Origin of the sequence: Octadecabacter sp. R77987 (genome assembly GCF_042466115.1) — a bacterium.
GTDB lineage: Bacteria > Pseudomonadota > Alphaproteobacteria > Rhodobacterales > Rhodobacteraceae > SW4.
In genome coordinates this window covers 207,089-221,661 of record NZ_JAXHBQ010000001.1, presented here as the reverse complement: position 1 = coordinate 221,661, position 14,573 = coordinate 207,089, and the positions used below count along the sequence as shown (strand labels likewise).

Here is a 14,573-nt window from a genome sequence, read left to right as displayed (position 1 = left end):
GCCAAGCCCCCGCCAAAGGAAAGGCCGCTAAGGCAGCATCACAGGGGTCATGTCACCACGCGCGAACCTGCGCAGCACCGCAGGGTAAAGCGCGTGTTCCATCGGCAGCAGCCGCGCGGCCAATGTGTCGGCCGTATCATCCGCGTGCACCGCGATGCGGGCCTGCCCTAGAATTGGCCCACCGTCCAGCGCCGCAGTGACCTGATGCACGGTGCAGCCATGTTCGCTGTCGCCTGCATCCAGCGCGCGCGCATGTGTGTGCAGCCCTTTGTATTTGGGTAAAAGCGAGGGATGGATATTCAGCATCCGCCCGTCCCAGCGCGCCGTGAAATCCGCGGTCAGGATACGCATGAACCCCGCAAGGCAAATGATATCCGGCTGTGAAACTTCAAGTGATGCATTAAGTTCCGCCTCGAACGCACTGCGATCATTGTGAAAACTGCGATGATCAACGACGGCTGTTGTGATCCCCAGATCGGCCGCCTTGGCCAGGCCGCCCGCGTCAGGATCATTGGACAGCACCAGGACAGGGCGCGCAGGGTGATCGCCTACCATCGACTGCGCCAACGCGACCATATTCGACCCGCCACCGGAAATCAGGATGGCGACCCGCTTTGTCACAGCAGCGTGCCCGTGTAGGCGACCCCTGCGGTATCGCTCACTTGGCCCATGCGGTAAACGGTTTCCCCCGCAGCAGCCAGCAAAGCGGCCAGCGCATCCGCCCGATCAGGGGCGACGACCAGCACCATGCCCACGCCACTGTTGAAGGTCTTGAGCATCTCGCCCGCATCCATTCCACCCTGATCGGCCAGCCACGCGAAAACAGGCGGCAGCGTCCAGCTGTCCAGATCAATCGTGGCGCCCATGCCATCGGGCAAGACGCGCGGCAGGTTTTCCGTCAACCCGCCACCGGTGATATGCGCCAAAGCGTGCACGCCACCGGCCCGCACCGCCGCCAGCGCCTGCTTTACATATAGCCGCGTGGGCGTCAGTAGGGCCGCGCCCAGAGTTCTCATCGCTCCACGGGCTGGCATCGCCCCAAGCAAGGCCCGAGCGTTCGACAACGCGGCGCACCAGCGAATACCCGTTGGAATGCACGCCATCACTGGCCAGCCCCAGCAGCACATCGCCCGACGCCACATCGCGCGGCAGGTCATGGCCGCGCTCCATCGCGCCCACGCTGAACCCCGCCAGATCGAAATCACCCGCCGGATACATGCCCGGCATTTCTGCGGTTTCGCCACCGATCAGCGCGCAGCCCGAACGCTCGCAGCCGGTCGCGATGCCTTCGATGATGCGCGCGGCCTGATCCAGTTCCAGCTTGCCGGTTGCGAAATAATCAAGGAAAAACAGGGGCTCGGCGCCCTGACACACCAAATCGTTGACGCACATGGCGACCAGATCAATCCCCACGCCATCGACGTTGCCGGTATCAATGGCGATGCGCAGCTTGGTGCCAACGCCATCTGTGGCCGCCACAAGGATCGGATCAACAAACCCTGCCCCCTTGAGGTCAAACAGCGCGCCAAAACCGCCAAGCCCCGCCATCGTGCCGCTGCGCTGCGTGCGTTTGGCGGCCGGCTTGATGCGATCCACCAGCGCATTACCAGCGTCGATATCCACGCCCGCATCCGCATAGGTCAGCCCGTTCTTGCCGTGATCTGCAGCCATGTCACATCCCCTTGAAACCTTTGCGCTGGCGATAGCGCTTTTGGCGGCTACGGGCAACAGGCGCGCTTGACCAATGCACAGTTGGCTGAAATCTTGACCCAATGGAGCGCATTCGCGAATATCTTTCAGGTTTTTTGGGGCTGGGCGAGCTTTTGTCGCCTGTCTATATCGCGACCTTTGTGTTGATTGGCTGGCTCTGGTTCAAATATCGCCATATCGGCGGAAGTTTTTGGGCTTTCCTGTTTCCCAAGGCGATCTGGACGCACGATTCGACACGCACTGACTTGTGGTTACTCGCCCTTGGTCAAGTGATGGTGTTTTTCCGGTTCGGCGCGCGCTTTGCCGCAACGCCGGTTGTCGCCGCTTGGGTCGCGCAATATGGACCGGGGCCGATATTCGACCAGTCGCAGGTTTCACCGGTTGCAATGGCGCTGTTGATGTTCCTTGTTGCCGACTTTTCACTTTATTGGATCCATCGCGGTTTTCATACGATCAAGACACTGTGGCCCCTGCATGCGGTGCACCATAGCGCGGCCGTTCTGACACCGCTCACGGCCTACCGCATCCATCCGATCGGTAGCCTTGTGACCACATCCGTCAATGCGGTGATTTTCGGTGTGATTTTCGGGCTGTTGATCGGCGGGTTTGGTGCTGATCTCAGCTTTGCGCAGATTGCCGGGGCGAATGCCTTTATCGTCGCCGTGAATCTTGTGCTTACAAACTTTCATCATTCGCACATCTGGATCAGCTTTGGTCCGCTGCTTGAACGGATCGTGATTTCACCCGCGCAGCATCAGGTGCATCATTCGATCAACCCGCAGCACTTCAACAAGAATTACGGCCAATCCCTTGCCCTGTGGGACTGGATGTTCGGCACCCTTTATCTGATCCGCAAGGATGAACAGATCAAATTCGGGCTGGAAGGCCCCGTCGATGCGCCGCTTATGACACAGCGTTTGGGGCCTATGCTGATTGATCCGCTGCGCCGGATGGTGTTTCCCAAGTCCGGCGTATGATCAGAACTTCATGATCACATCATCGTCGGTTTGATCGGTGCTTTCGCGGGGGGCGGTGTTGCGTGTTGTCGTGCCGCGCCCGTTTATCAACATCAACGCCCCAAGCACGACAATCACAACCAGCGCACCCGCAGCATCACCGGAACCCGATGGCGTGACCGTTGTGTAGGCTGTCGCAATACCAGCCGTCGCAGACGAAGCCGTCACAATGGCCAATCCAGCAAGAAAGAACTTCATAATGTTTTCCCCTATCAGTTTTCCAATACGAGAATCGTTAACAGACCAAGGCTCAGCACGCTAGAAATTTGTCCCGCACGCTTGACCACCCCGCCCGCCATGATACGACATCGCGCGGGGGCCTGTAGCTCAACTGGTTAGAGCAGAGCGCTCATAACGCTTTGGTTGCGGGTTCAAGTCCTGCCGGGCCTACCATTTTCCCCCACAAGCGATTTGGCAGGGCGGGCACGCAACAAAAGTGGGCCGTAAACCAGTGCAAAGCCGCCAAAACCGACGATCCAGAACAGTCCCGCAAGGGCATAGGCCGTCATTGCAAAGGCGGGTGTCAGGCTTGCCAGCACACGCAGGGCAACGGCCAGAAACAGCGCCAGATAGATCGCGACAGTGCCCGGCCCGGCCCGCAGCGCCTGTCCCGTATGCCCCAGACTGGCGCGGGTCATCACCGCAATCGTCATCAGGCCGATCGCGCCCGCCATCCACAGGTGCTGCACGGCGCCAAACCCGGCGGCGGCAGGCAGGGCAATCTTGGCTGCAAGGGCAAGTGCGCCCAGCGGCACAAAACCATAGGCCAGATGCAAGACCAGCACGAGAGGGTCGCGCAGCGTGTGCAGCCCCGCCCAGCGCGACAGGCGCATCAGGTGCAGTGACCCGGCAAGGGCAAGAAACACCGCCGCAAACACCGACACTGGCTGCGCCAGCCAGACCAGCAAAGCCGCCAGCAGCGCCCGCAGGGCCAGCTTGTCGAACCGTTGCATCGGTGGCACGGGCAGCACACCCGATTGCCGTTTCACCAGACAATTGCGCGTGAATGATGGCACGACCCGCCCGCCGATCACCGCAATCATCATCAGCCCTGCCCCAAGGCCGATGCGCAGCCCGTAGCCTTGGGCGGCGAAATCTCCGCGCGCTGCCTCAATATGAAACACCAAGTTGCCAAGGATCAGCGCGACCAGCATCGCCAGCACGATCAGGTTGCGCCAGTTCTTGCCTGCCACAATCTCGCGCGCGATCATTGCCGCCAATGCCACAGGCATTGCCAGATCAACCAGCGCCACGACAATCGGCGGCATCAGGGCCGATAGCGTGACCGCCACCCGCCCTGCAACCCAAAGTGCAAACAGCGCCGCCAGGGGCCAGCCAACGATGGGCAACCGCCCCGTCCAGTTTGGCACCGCCGTCAGCAAGAACCCCGCAACGACCGCGGGCAAGTAGCCAAACAAAAAGGCATGGGCGTGCCATGACACCGGATCAAAGGACGTGGGCAGGCTGAATTGGCCCGCCAGCACGGCAATCCAAAGCCCCATGGCCAGCACCGCCCAAACCACCGCCCCCAGAAAGAACGGGCGGAACCCGAAGCTGAAAATCGCCGGCCCGCGCCAGGCGCGCATTTGTTCGGCTGTGGTTGCCATGATCCTGCCTCTGGATGCTGAAACGCGTCTTGGCGATAGGCATTTTAATGCGCATTGTAAATACCAATTCAAACGCACCAGCCGCGCTTGCGCCACCCGCGCGTTAACCAAAAATTAACCCACTCGCGGTTAACCGTTCCTTAACGCAACAACGGGATGAACATGGCGATCCTGCAATGGGACACGGTAACCGGTGACAGTGCTGTCACAGGGGGCGCGGGCGCGTGGTCCTTTGGGTTGTCGTTTTTCACAGCCAATGGCGGCGTGACCAACACCACATTCAGCAATGGGGACAGCGTCAGTTTCGGCGGGATCGGCGGCACGGTCGATCTGTTGGCCACGGTCGCGCCCGCAGATATCAGCCTGACGGCCAGCGGCTATACCTTTTCCAGCACGACCGGCGCCTTGATGGATACGGGCTGGGGCTGACCATCCATATCGCCAACTTCGGACATAGCGCGACAATTGCCGTGCCCTTTACCAGCACCAGCCTGCTGACGCTGACCGGATCGGGATCGCTGACTGTTGCGGGCACCGATATCGGCGCGGTTATCCCTGTGACGCTTGCATCGTCAGCCGGGCTGGTTGTAACCGGAACATGGCACGGCGCCGTCACATCGGCTGGCAATTTCACAAGTTCCGGCACTTTGATCGACACATTTACCAACAGCGGTGTGGCGAACATATCCGGCACGGCTGCGGCGATTGATGCGACGGGCACCACCACAATCACCAGCGCCGGACTGACCCTTGGCGCGGATGATATCGCCAATGACGCCAGTGACACGGCAAGCACCGCCAGTTTCACGCTGAACGGCGATCTGGATGGCGTCGGCACCTTTACCAATCTGGGCGACAGTTTGGGCGCGCTGGCGCAACTGACGATCAACACCGGCACCACGCTGGATGCCGTCACACTGGCAAACGGTGAAAACGGCTATGTCACCAATTTTGGCGCGATAACGGCCGATCTGACACAGACCTTTGGCGCGAACCTCACCAACTATGGCGGGGCCGTGATCACTGGCGATCTGACCCTGACAGGCGGCACGCTGACCAACTACGGCGCGATTGTCGGCGCGATTGATAACGCTGCCATGCTGCGCCTTGCACTGGGCGCAAGCGTGACCGGCGACTACACCAGTTCCGGCACCACGCTGATCATGTTCGGTGGTGCGCTGTTTGACGGCAATGTGACCCAGACGGGCGGCAGTTTTACCCTGACTGACAGCGCCGAAATCACGGGCGACATGACCGTCACAGGCACCTTAAGTGGCGCACATACGCTTGAGGTTGGCGGTATGCTGACCTTGCTTGACGGTGCCGATCTGGGCAGCGGGATCAGTCTGGACACCGCCAATCTGGTGGTCGGTGACGGCGCAGGCGGCGCTGTTGTCACCACGGGCGATCTGACACTTGACGCGGGCACCGCCCTGACCCTGCACAGTGATGGAACGCAAACGGATACGATCACCAGCAGTGGCACGCTGGACCTGAACGATATCTCCGTGACCCTGACCAGCGCCGCGATCAGCCAAGGCACTGTGCTGACGCTGGCTAGCGCCACAACGGGGCTGGCGGGTCTTGATATCGACATGAATGTCACCGGCCAAGCCGTTGATTTCAGTTATCTCCTTGGGGTCACAACGGGGCAGACTGCCCTGACCCTCACCGCGCTCAACGATGGTGCATCGGGCGGTGCGGCAACGCTGGACCTGACCGGTGCAGGCAGTGCCTTGACGGCGATCTTTGACGGGGATGGCAGCGGTGCGCTCTGGGGCGGGGATTTTGATCCGACAACCCCGTCACAGTTTGTGAATCTGGCAAACATCACCGGCACCGCCTATGACGACACGTTGGATGCCAGTGCAGATAGCGCAGGCGTGACCCTGTCGGGGGGTGCGGGCAGCGACACGATCACAGGCGGCGCCGCCGATGACACCCTGTCAGGTGGCATGGGCGCCGATGTGTTCATCTTTGCGCCGACAACGGGGAGCGACACGATCAGCGATTTCGCAACCGGCGATCAGATTGATCTGTCGGCAATCACCGCGACATTCCTGCGCTTTTACGACCCGTTCGTCGCAGCTGGAATATCGCATGGTGGGTCCATGTGCGGCGGCCCTGCCCCAAGCATCGGGCAATTGTTGATCTGGCAGGACGGGGCCGATACGCAACTGCGGGTCATCGCAAGCTTTGACATGATGGCCGGCCCTTTCAGCGAAATCACCCTGACGGGTGTGGATGCCAGCACCCTGACGGCCGCTGATTTCATCCTTTAGCGGGCCAGCACCAGATCGACGCGCAGACCGCCCAGTCGCGCGCTGTCCTCCAGGCGCAGGCTCCCGCCGTGACTGCGCGCGATATCAGCCACAATCGCAAGGCCAAGACCGACACCCGTGCCCTGATCCTGATTGCGGGCCGGATCAAGTCGGGCAAAGGGGCGCAAGGCCTCCTCGCGGTTTTCAACGGCTATTCCGGGGCCGTCATCCTCGACCGAAAAGCGGATCGCGCGGTCCGTGAGGGTCAGCGACACCTCGCAGCGCGTGCCATAGCGCAGGGAGTTGCCGATCAGGTTTTCCAACGCGCGCCGGATCGCCATCGGCCGCAGGGACACCAACTGGGGCGGTGTTACACCGTCCTGCGTGCCCAACCGGGCCGCCTGCCCCATCCGCTGCGCATCGGCGATCACCTGGCGCAGCAGGGCGGCGGGATCGACCATATCGGGCGCATCACCGGCATCCCCGCGCGCAAATTCAAGGAACCCGTCAAGCAGGCGCTGCATATCGTCCACATCGCGGATCAGGGGCGCCGCCTCGTCGGGATCATCAAGCAGGGTCAGCCCCAGACGCAACCGCGTGAGCGGCGTGCGTAAATCGTGGCTGACACCTGACAACATCATCGTGCGCGCCGCGGTCTGGCGCTCGATCCGGTTGCGCATATCCAGAAACGCCGCCCCTGCGGCACGCACCTCGGTGGCACCAGAGGGGCTGTAAGGCACAACGCGCCCCTTGCCGTATTCCGCCGAGGCGGTCGCCAGCCGTTTGATCGGACGCAACTGGTTGCGCAGGTAAACAAAAGAAACCAGCGTCAACAACACGCCCAGAACCACCATAAGCACCAGCAGTTGGTGCGGGTTGGACGCCGAAACCCGCGCGCGGGCAAATTCCACCAGCATCGCCCCGTGACGCGTTTCAAACCACAGCGATATGTCGCGGTCATTGGGCAGGGTCACGATCCGAAGGTCAGGCAAGGATTCACGCAGGGTGCGCATCACGACAATCCCCGAAAAGTCGTAAAAGCGGCGCGTATCGGTGGCGGGCATATCGCCTGCGGGAAGGGTCATTTCCAACCGGAGCGGTGTGGCCAACGCCTGGCCCTCCGCCTGCGCCAGCGCCAAATCCGGCGCGTTTTCAACGGTTTGCGCCAGAAAAGCCAGATCAAGCTGCACCGATTGGGTCATCTGTTCGGTCACGCCCTCGAAATGGCGCTGGATAAAGACGACCGACACCACCAATTGCAGCGAAATCACCGGCAAGAGCAGGATCAACGCCGCCCGCCCGTAAAGCGAGCGCGGCATGTAGTGTTTGAGCATTGCAAAGAACATGGGCTAAACGTAGCGGGCGCATCAGGGCGGGGAAAGCACGAAGCGATGGATGACAGCGATTTTAACCCGCCTACGGGCGCGGCCCAGGAACTGGCCACGGGATTGCGCCGCGTGCTTGCGCCCAACCCCTCGCCGATGACGTTTCGCGGGACCAACACCTATCTGCTGGGCACAGATGATCTGGCAGTCATCGACCCCGGCCCCGACCATCCCGGCCATATGGCGGCGCTGCTGGCCGCGATTGGCGGGGCGCGGGTGACACAGATCATTGTCACCCATGCCCATGTTGATCACAGCGCGCTTGCCGCCCGCCTGTCGCGCGCTTTGGACGCGCCTGTCAGTGCTTTCGGGGATGCGCAGGCGGGGCGGTCAGCGGTGATGACAAGGCTTGCCTCTGCGGGGTTCACGGGTGGCGGCGAAGGGATTGATCACAGCTTTGCCCCCGATGTGACACTTGCGAACGGCGCGCGGATCACCGGCGGATTCGGTGCCCTAAAGGTGCTGCATACCCCCGGTCATATGGGCAATCACATCTGTCTGGCCTGGGGCGATCAGGTCTTTACCGGCGATCATGTGATGGGCTGGGCCAGTTCGCTTGTGTCGCCCCCCGATGGCGATCTGGGGGATTTCATGGCCTCGTGTGCGCGCCTGCGCACCATTCCCGCCACGCGCTATCACAGCGGCCATGGCGCACCGATTGACGCGCCCCTTGCGCGGCTTGACTGGCTGATCGCCCACCGCGAGGCCCGCACCGCGCAGATCCTGTCCCTTTTGGGTGACGGGGCCGCCACACCCGCCCAGCTGACGGCCGCGATCTATACAGAGGTTCCGGCGGAGCTGCGTCCCGCCGCCGAACGTAACGTCATCGCCCATCTCGTTGATTTGCATTGCAAAAATATGGTCACTGCGGCCCCCGCGCTTGCCAGTGATGCAGTTTTCAGCCTTGCCACCTGAGCGCACACATTTTTCTGTGCAAACCCACTGGACGCCTTGAAACGAGGTTGCTATACGGCCCAAGGTTTTCCGGCGTAGCTCAGCGGTAGAGCAGTTGACTGTTAATCAATTGGTCGTAGGTTCGATCCCTACCGCCGGAGCCAAATTTCAGCTTATTTGTAATTGCTTAGAAGAATAGCGCGTCTGCGCGGTTGTTCTTTTGCTTGTTGCGCGATCATCGCTGGTTGGGATCACGCTGAAGTCTTGCGGCAAGCGTTTGGTGGGCACCCGCGCGCGCGGTGCTTGTTAAGACGCGGTGCTTTTGCTTCACTGGAGAGGACGGTTTAGCCGCAAATCGCATGGCTCTGACCGCTACACTGGCAATGACGGAAACCAAACATGAGCGCAGACTTTGATTTCGACGCCGTAATCGACCGACGCGCAGTGCCCGCATTGAAAACCCACCCGATGGTCGTGGGCGCGGATGGCGCAGACCTCTTTGCGGCGGGGGTTGCGGACATGGATTTTCGCGTCGCCCCTGCCATTACGAATGCGATGACCCAGCGGGCTCAGCACGGGATCTTTGGCTACGAGGCCGTCCCCGCCGACCTGATGCCTGCGCTGATCGATTGGGTCGCGACCCGTCATAGCTGGGACATCGACCAAAGCCACATCCTGCGATCCCCCAATGTGCTGAACAGCCTTGCAATCGCAGCCTCGCTTTTTTCGCAGACGGGCGACGGGATCATCGTGCAGCCGCCCGTCTTTTTCGACTTCTACGACATCATCCGCGAAAACCACCGCACCGTGGTTGAAAACCCGCTTGTTCTGACCAACGGGCGCTACGAGATGGACTTTGAAGGGTTGGAAACCCTCGCCGCAAACCCGAACAACAAAATTCTTTTCCTGTGCAACCCGCACAATCCCGTCGGGCGGGTCTGGAGCAAAGAGGAATTGACCAAGCTTGGTGAAATCTGCGCCCAACACGGTGTTTTGGTGGTCTCGGACGAATTGCATGGCGACATCACCTTTGCGGGGCATCGCTACACGCCCTTTGCGTCGCTTGGGCCCGAGTTTGCGCGGAACGCGGTTACCCTTCTGTCGCCCGCCAAAAGCTTTAACATCGCGGGCTGTTGCTGGTCATTCACGGTCGTGCCCGATGACACGCGGCGGCAAGCGTTCAGCGCCGAGAACAGTCGCCTTACCGTCAACAAGAACAACGCCTTTTCCAGTGTGGCGATCGTAGCCGCCTACCGTGACGGCGGGCCGTGGCTGGATGCGGTGATGGCCTATTTGGGCGACAACCTTGCGCTTGTGCGGCAGCGCATTCAGGCAATGGCGCAGGTCACGTTGATCGCACCCGAAGGCACATTCCTGCTTTGGATCGACTTTCGCGCGCTTGGAATAACCCCTGATGAATTGACCGCATTTCTGCGACAAGGTGCAGGCTGGGCCGTGACACGTGGTATCGCATTCGGACCCCAAGGTGCTGGATTTGCCCGACTCAATATCGCCTGCCCCCGCGCTAAGTTAGAAATGGCGCTTGATGGATTAGCCGCCGCTTTGGATCGGCTGTAATACGGGTCAAATACGACCCATCGCGTGCGGTAGAACCCAAGATCATATCCACCGTTTTCGCGGCCTCGCGCGGCTGCCCCAAAATTGCCACATTCCGGCCCTGTCCACGGCATAGTTGCGTGGCAGCGTTATTTTATGGCCCGACAAGAGGCCGAACCGGCAGTGATACCGAGGCAAAGCAGGATCACGAATATGGCACATTCGACCCCCATTCGCGCGCCCAAACCGGCGCCACGGCCACCCGCGCCGAAATTCATTCCCGTGCAGGGCCGCAAGCGCCCGCGCCCCAAACCGGTTGTCTTTACGGATTTCGCCAGCATCTAGGCGATCATGAACGACCCTGCGGCGCGCAGATCCTCCCCTCGCGCGGCGCACATACGCAGACCAGACGGGCACGGCGCCCTTGGGTTTCTCCCGCCCTTGCACGCCGCACCCTCTGGTCTTTTTTTGTGCCCGCCGTAAGGTGACGGCATGGCAAGCATCACAACTATCCGCAATCTTGGCCCCGCGATGGAAGCCGAATTTGCCCGCGCCGGCATCACCACCGCCGAAGAAGTTGCCGCGTTGGGGGCCGATGCCGCTTATGGGCGCTTGCTGCAATCTGGCACCCGCCCGCATTTCATCGGCTATTACGTGTTGGTCATGGGTTTGCAGGGCCGTTCGTGGAACGATTGCAAGGGCGAGGAGAAAAAGGCGCTGCGCGTCAGGTTTGACACGCTCAAGGCCGGCCATTTCGACGAGGGGCGCTCGGAGATCGAACAGTTCATGGACCGGATCGGGTTGTTCGAGGTGAAGAAACCCTGACGCTTCCCCCTTTTCAACTGCCCTTGGGTCAGCTATGTTAATAGTATGAACATTGAGCAGGATATTGATTTTGAACTGGCCCGCCTGCGCCGCGTCGCATGGCGGATGGACGCGCTGTTTTACATCCCGCGCACGAATTTTTCGGTTGGGCTGGACAACATCCTTGGCCTGATCCCGGTGATCGGCGATATCGCCAGCGTTACCCCGTCATTCTGGATGATCTGGCGCGCCTATAAACTGGGCGCCAGCCCCGGCGCGCTGGCCTATATGCTGTGCAACACAGTGACGGACCTTTTGATCGGGTCGATCCCGCTGATCGGCGACATTTTCGACGTGGTTTACAATGCCAATATCCGCAACTACCGCCTGTTGGAAAAGAACCTTGCCAAACGGGCCGCAACTGCGCGCGACATTTCGCTGAAAGATCTGCCTGTGCAGCTGGGATAGCTGGACGGGCGGGGCCATGTCGGGCTAATCAGCGGTATGATCAAACACATTGCCCGTTGCGCGGTTTTGGTGCTGTCGGCCTGCGCCCGCCCTGCCCCGACCCCACCGCCGCCCGCAGCGCTTGCGCTTTATCCGAACGAAACGCCGGAACTCCGCGCGCTGATCGTGAAATACGCCGCCGTGCACGACATCCCCGAAGACCTGATCCACCGCGTGATCCAGCGCGAAAGCGATTACCGCGCGGGCGCGCGCAACGGTCCTTACTGGGGGATGATGCAGATCCTGCCCGAAACCGCCGGACAGATGGGGCATCGCGGCCCGCCCTCGTCCCTTCTGGATGCGGAAACAACACTGATCTACGCGGGGCGCTATCTGCGCGGTGCCTGGTTGGTGTCGGACGGCGATATCGACGCGGCCGTCATGTGGTATGCGCGCGGCTACTACTACGAGGCCCGCGACCGCTGTATGCTGGTGGAAACCGGATTGCGGACCCGCGAAGTGCGCCGCGACTGTCCGGCATAAAGGCAGACCGCATCTTTGCAGACAAGGACGGCAGATTCTGTGGTGTTCGCTTACTGCGGCACGCCCTTTGACCCATCAAAGGATCATGAAAAGGGCAAGGTCGGCCCGCGATGGCCTGATGTGCGGGGCCGGGTCGCGCCCGCTGCTGGTCTGCACCCCGAAAAGCCTTAGATGATTGCGCGTATGCGATTGTTGCGCGCGTTGTGTTCAAGTTCCGCGAACCCCAGCAATTCCAGCGTTGGCGCAACATAGTTGGCAAATCGCCCGCGGTAGCCTTTGCGAAGCCCGTAGTATCCGCGCACGGGATTATCCTGGGAGCGTGCCCAGTGTTCGAGCGTGCCTTCCTTGACGGGTTTGCCTTCGTCGGCGTTGCCCAATGGCATCCAGTCACCATGCAACTTGAGCATCTCGTGCGCATCTTCCAGACATCGCAGCTGGTAGGACAATTGTGTCTTGCCGACCTGCACGACAAGTGCTGGCGGGTCTTTGCCTTCGTCTTTCCAGACATGGAAATCAGATGTCAGGGGCGGGGTTTTAAGAACCCAAGGATCATCCGGCGTACCGCTTCCGTAACTTACATCGGTCATTCTTGTTCTACCTTTTGCTTGAGCGCTTGCGCGAATTTGACGAAACTGGGCGTGAGGTCAGGCATGGATTTCGTGATCAATCCGGCCAATGGGCCTGTAAACGCTTCGCGCATGTGAAACAGGCTGCCCGCGCCTTGCCCTGTGATCGTGAAGGTGCGAGTCCCGACAAAAAGCCCGAAAGGCATCCCGCCGCGCCAGACCATCACGTTGGGCGCTTCGAAACGGTCCACCTTTAGTGAAAATGCACGTTTGGGCGCGACCTCGGACCAAAGCTTTACTCTGGCACCTGCGGCAAGCGTGCCTTTAAAACGCACGATGCCATATGGCGCGGGCGCGCGTGGCACGTCTTGGGTCAATACCTGCCACACCTGCGCAGGCGGGGCGTCGATTGCGATTTTGGTTTCAAAGGTTTTCACAGGCGCTCCTTGTCTTGACCTGCGCAGGTGTAACACCCTTAATATGACATCTATTGTCATATATGGATTTACAAATGCGCGCATCGCGACTTCTTCAGATTCTGCTGCTCTTGCAAAACCGCGGGCGTCAGACTGCGACCCAACTGGCGCAGGAACTTGAGGTCGTGCCGCGCACAATCCTGCGTGACGTTGATGCGATGACCGAGGCAGGATTGCCCATCATCGTGCATCAGGGCAACAAGGGCGGGATCGAGCTTGGCTTTAATTACCGCACACGATTGACTGGTCTGGCCAAAGACGAGGCGCAGGCTTTGGGGCTGATTCTCAATGCGCAAAACCCGATGATCGCGGCCTTGGGGTGCCAGAAGGCGGCAAGACAGGCGCGTGCCAAGCTCGTCGAGAGCCTTCCAGACACGGCGCGCGAACACTGTTTGGGCATGATGTCGCGGTTCACGCTGGTCAGCGAAAATCCCGCGCGGCATCCGCGCGTGTCTGCGCTTGCCAAGGCTGTGGAGGCACAAACCATCGTGCGGCTGCGCTTCGCTTCGGATGCGGAACAGAAGATTTATCCGGTCGGAATGAAACTGGATGCATCCGGCTGGTTTGTGCAGGACGCATTGACGAATTCATGGATCGCCGAAGCAAAATGGGGCCGCGTGAACATGTCAAAGCTCAAGTTTGGGCTGATCGACTAGCGAGCACCTCTTGGCCAATGTCGTTTGTCGCGAACCCGCACAGGACAGGTGTGCCGCTGCTGTATCCGACCCCGCATGTGGGTCGTTCGCCCCGTCAGGCGCGAACGACCGTTCTTGTTGTCTGCAACCGGCGGGGCAATGACCTGCCCCTGTCAGGCGACTTAGCCGACCAGTTCAAGGCCGAGAAGAAGAAAGCGATTTCTTCGGCGGCGGTTTCGGGGGCATCGGACCCGTGGACCGAGTTTTCGCCGATCGACAGCGCGAATTCCTTGCGGATCGTGCCGTCAGCCGCATCGGCGGGGTTGGTTGCGCCCATGACTTCGCGGTTTTTGGCAATGGCGTCTTCGCCTTCCAGAACCTGCACGACGATGGGTTCCGAGATCATGAATTCGCAAAGTTCACCAAAGAACGGACGCTCGGAGTGGACGCCGTAAAACTGCTGCGCCTGTGCCAGTGTCAGCTGGATACGCTTGGAGGCGACGATGCGCAGGCCGGCTTCCTCGAACTTGGCGACAATTGCGCCGGTCAGGTTACGCTTGGTGGCGTCGGGTTTGATGATGGAGAATGTGCGCTGAATAGCCATGTCAGATACCTTTGGGGTTTGGTTGAATTTGGGCGGGCAGTAGCATGCGGGTTCAGGGTTGAAAAGCC

The 14,573-nt window shown here is 60.6% G+C and carries 16 protein-coding genes, 2 tRNA genes and 2 pseudogenes; 12 read left to right on the top strand and 8 right to left on the bottom strand.

Features of this window, described 5'->3' with window-relative positions; translation table 11 throughout:
• Positions 1 to 27: 27 nt before the first annotated feature.
• Complete coding sequence (gene purN, locus SJY21_RS01115) at positions 28 to 621, bottom strand: phosphoribosylglycinamide formyltransferase (RefSeq protein WP_377504965.1); 594 nt, start codon at positions 619 to 621, stop codon at positions 28 to 30.
• Positions 618 to 1,671 (bottom strand): annotated as a pseudogene (gene purM / locus SJY21_RS01110) (phosphoribosylformylglycinamidine cyclo-ligase). The gene purN and the pseudogene purM overlap by 4 nt, the downstream one beginning before the upstream one ends.
• Positions 1,672 to 1,772: 101 nt before the next feature.
• Here purM and SJY21_RS01105 point away from each other — a divergent pair.
• Entirely contained in the window at positions 1,773 to 2,687 is a 915-nt protein-coding gene (locus tag SJY21_RS01105; RefSeq protein WP_377504962.1) for a sterol desaturase family protein, read from the top strand.
• On the opposite strand, the gene SJY21_RS01100 is transcribed toward SJY21_RS01105, so the two are convergent.
• On the bottom strand, positions 2,688 to 2,924 hold the full coding sequence (locus tag SJY21_RS01100; protein WP_377504959.1) for a hypothetical protein: 237 nt from the start codon (positions 2,922 to 2,924) through the stop codon (positions 2,688 to 2,690).
• 118 nt (positions 2,925 to 3,042) lie between these two features.
• Here SJY21_RS01100 and SJY21_RS01095 point away from each other — a divergent pair.
• A tRNA-Ile gene (locus SJY21_RS01095) sits at positions 3,043 to 3,119 on the top strand.
• Here SJY21_RS01095 and SJY21_RS01090 read toward each other — a convergent pair.
• Positions 3,098 to 4,333, bottom strand: a complete 1,236-nt coding sequence (locus tag SJY21_RS01090; protein WP_377504956.1) for an NnrS family protein — start codon at positions 4,331 to 4,333, stop codon at positions 3,098 to 3,100. The genes SJY21_RS01095 and SJY21_RS01090 overlap by 22 nt on opposite strands.
• 162 nt (positions 4,334 to 4,495) lie before the next feature.
• Between SJY21_RS01090 and SJY21_RS01085 the strand changes: the two genes are divergently transcribed.
• Both SJY21_RS01085 and SJY21_RS01080 read left to right on the top strand, forming a co-directional pair.
• A complete protein-coding gene (locus SJY21_RS01085) occupies positions 4,496 to 4,762 on the top strand; it encodes a hypothetical protein (protein ID WP_377504953.1) in 267 nt (88 codons plus the stop codon).
• 41 nt (positions 4,763 to 4,803) lie between these two features.
• The gene (locus tag SJY21_RS01080) at positions 4,804 to 6,615 is read left to right on the top strand and encodes a beta strand repeat-containing protein (RefSeq protein WP_377504950.1); all 1,812 of its coding nucleotides are present in this window, start codon (positions 4,804 to 4,806) and stop codon (positions 6,613 to 6,615) included.
• On the opposite strand, the gene SJY21_RS01075 is transcribed toward SJY21_RS01080, so the two are convergent.
• The gene (locus tag SJY21_RS01075; RefSeq protein WP_377504947.1) at positions 6,612 to 7,940 is read right to left on the bottom strand and encodes an ATP-binding protein; all 1,329 of its coding nucleotides are present in this window, start codon (positions 7,938 to 7,940) and stop codon (positions 6,612 to 6,614) included. The two genes, SJY21_RS01080 and SJY21_RS01075, sit on opposite strands and share 4 nt — an antisense overlap.
• Positions 7,941 to 7,985: 45 nt before the next feature.
• Between SJY21_RS01075 and SJY21_RS01070 the strand changes: the two genes are divergently transcribed.
• The 7 genes from SJY21_RS01070 to SJY21_RS01040 all read left to right on the top strand — a co-directional run bounded on the left by SJY21_RS01070 (position 7,986) and on the right by SJY21_RS01040 (position 12,224).
• On the top strand, positions 7,986 to 8,894 hold the full coding sequence (locus SJY21_RS01070) for an MBL fold metallo-hydrolase (RefSeq protein WP_377504944.1): 909 nt from the start codon (positions 7,986 to 7,988) through the stop codon (positions 8,892 to 8,894).
• Between the two features lie 68 nt (positions 8,895 to 8,962).
• A tRNA-Asn gene (locus SJY21_RS01065) sits at positions 8,963 to 9,037 on the top strand.
• A gap of 235 nt (positions 9,038 to 9,272) precedes the next feature.
• The gene (locus SJY21_RS01060; protein WP_377504941.1) at positions 9,273 to 10,451 is read left to right on the top strand and encodes a MalY/PatB family protein; all 1,179 of its coding nucleotides are present in this window, start codon (positions 9,273 to 9,275) and stop codon (positions 10,449 to 10,451) included.
• A gap of 192 nt (positions 10,452 to 10,643) precedes the next feature.
• On the top strand, positions 10,644 to 10,775 hold the full coding sequence (locus SJY21_RS01055) for a hypothetical protein (protein ID WP_377504938.1): 132 nt from the start codon (positions 10,644 to 10,646) through the stop codon (positions 10,773 to 10,775).
• Positions 10,776 to 10,922: 147 nt separating this feature from the next.
• Positions 10,923 to 11,255, top strand: coding sequence for a TfoX/Sxy family DNA transformation protein (locus SJY21_RS01050; RefSeq protein WP_377504935.1), 333 nt, complete (start codon positions 10,923 to 10,925; stop codon positions 11,253 to 11,255).
• A gap of 45 nt (positions 11,256 to 11,300) precedes the next feature.
• Positions 11,301 to 11,702 carry a DUF4112 domain-containing protein gene (locus SJY21_RS01045; RefSeq protein WP_377504932.1) on the top strand — a complete coding sequence of 134 codons (402 nt, stop codon included), beginning with the start codon at positions 11,301 to 11,303 and terminating at the stop codon, positions 11,700 to 11,702.
• Between the two features lie 36 nt (positions 11,703 to 11,738).
• Positions 11,739 to 12,224: a transglycosylase SLT domain-containing protein gene (locus SJY21_RS01040; RefSeq protein ID WP_377504929.1), complete on the top strand. Its 486-nt coding sequence runs from the start codon at positions 11,739 to 11,741 to the stop codon at positions 12,222 to 12,224.
• A gap of 167 nt (positions 12,225 to 12,391) precedes the next feature.
• On the opposite strand, the gene SJY21_RS01035 is transcribed toward SJY21_RS01040, so the two are convergent.
• Both SJY21_RS01035 and SJY21_RS01030 read right to left on the bottom strand, forming a co-directional pair.
• On the bottom strand, positions 12,392 to 12,811 hold the full coding sequence (locus SJY21_RS01035) for a DUF6855 family protein (protein ID WP_377504926.1): 420 nt from the start codon (positions 12,809 to 12,811) through the stop codon (positions 12,392 to 12,394).
• A complete protein-coding gene (locus SJY21_RS01030; RefSeq protein WP_377504923.1) occupies positions 12,808 to 13,227 on the bottom strand; it encodes an SRPBCC family protein in 420 nt (139 codons plus the stop codon). The genes SJY21_RS01035 and SJY21_RS01030 overlap by 4 nt, the downstream gene beginning before the upstream one ends.
• Positions 13,228 to 13,301: 74 nt before the next feature.
• Here SJY21_RS01030 and SJY21_RS01025 point away from each other — a divergent pair, with 74 nt between their 5' ends.
• Complete coding sequence (locus SJY21_RS01025) at positions 13,302 to 13,922, top strand: helix-turn-helix transcriptional regulator (RefSeq protein WP_377504920.1); 621 nt, start codon at positions 13,302 to 13,304, stop codon at positions 13,920 to 13,922.
• 161 nt (positions 13,923 to 14,083) lie between these two features.
• On the opposite strand, the pseudogene ndk reads toward SJY21_RS01025, so the two are convergent.
• Positions 14,084 to 14,505 (bottom strand): annotated as a pseudogene (gene ndk / locus SJY21_RS01020) (nucleoside-diphosphate kinase).
• Positions 14,506 to 14,573: the final 68 nt, after the last annotated feature.

Coding starts and splice junctions, on each gene's coding strand:
- SJY21_RS01035 (WP_377504926.1), bottom strand. CDS start 12,811: ATGACCGATGTAAGTTACGGAAGCGGTACGCCGGATGATCCTTGGGTT.
- SJY21_RS01075 (WP_377504947.1), bottom strand. CDS start 7,940: ATGTTCTTTGCAATGCTCAAACACTACATGCCGCGCTCGCTTTACGGG.
- SJY21_RS01085 (WP_377504953.1), top strand. CDS start 4,496: ATGGCGATCCTGCAATGGGACACGGTAACCGGTGACAGTGCTGTCACA.
- SJY21_RS01050 (WP_377504935.1), top strand. CDS start 10,923: ATGGCAAGCATCACAACTATCCGCAATCTTGGCCCCGCGATGGAAGCC.
- SJY21_RS01055 (WP_377504938.1), top strand. CDS start 10,644: ATGGCACATTCGACCCCCATTCGCGCGCCCAAACCGGCGCCACGGCCA.
- SJY21_RS01105 (WP_377504962.1), top strand. CDS start 1,773: ATGGAGCGCATTCGCGAATATCTTTCAGGTTTTTTGGGGCTGGGCGAG.
- SJY21_RS01070 (WP_377504944.1), top strand. CDS start 7,986: ATGGATGACAGCGATTTTAACCCGCCTACGGGCGCGGCCCAGGAACTG.
- SJY21_RS01060 (WP_377504941.1), top strand. CDS start 9,273: ATGAGCGCAGACTTTGATTTCGACGCCGTAATCGACCGACGCGCAGTG.
- SJY21_RS01040 (WP_377504929.1), top strand. CDS start 11,739: ATGATCAAACACATTGCCCGTTGCGCGGTTTTGGTGCTGTCGGCCTGC.
- SJY21_RS01090 (WP_377504956.1), bottom strand. CDS start 4,333: ATGGCAACCACAGCCGAACAAATGCGCGCCTGGCGCGGGCCGGCGATT.
- SJY21_RS01045 (WP_377504932.1), top strand. CDS start 11,301: ATGAACATTGAGCAGGATATTGATTTTGAACTGGCCCGCCTGCGCCGC.
- SJY21_RS01100 (WP_377504959.1), bottom strand. CDS start 2,924: ATGAAGTTCTTTCTTGCTGGATTGGCCATTGTGACGGCTTCGTCTGCG.
- SJY21_RS01025 (WP_377504920.1), top strand. CDS start 13,302: ATGCGCGCATCGCGACTTCTTCAGATTCTGCTGCTCTTGCAAAACCGC.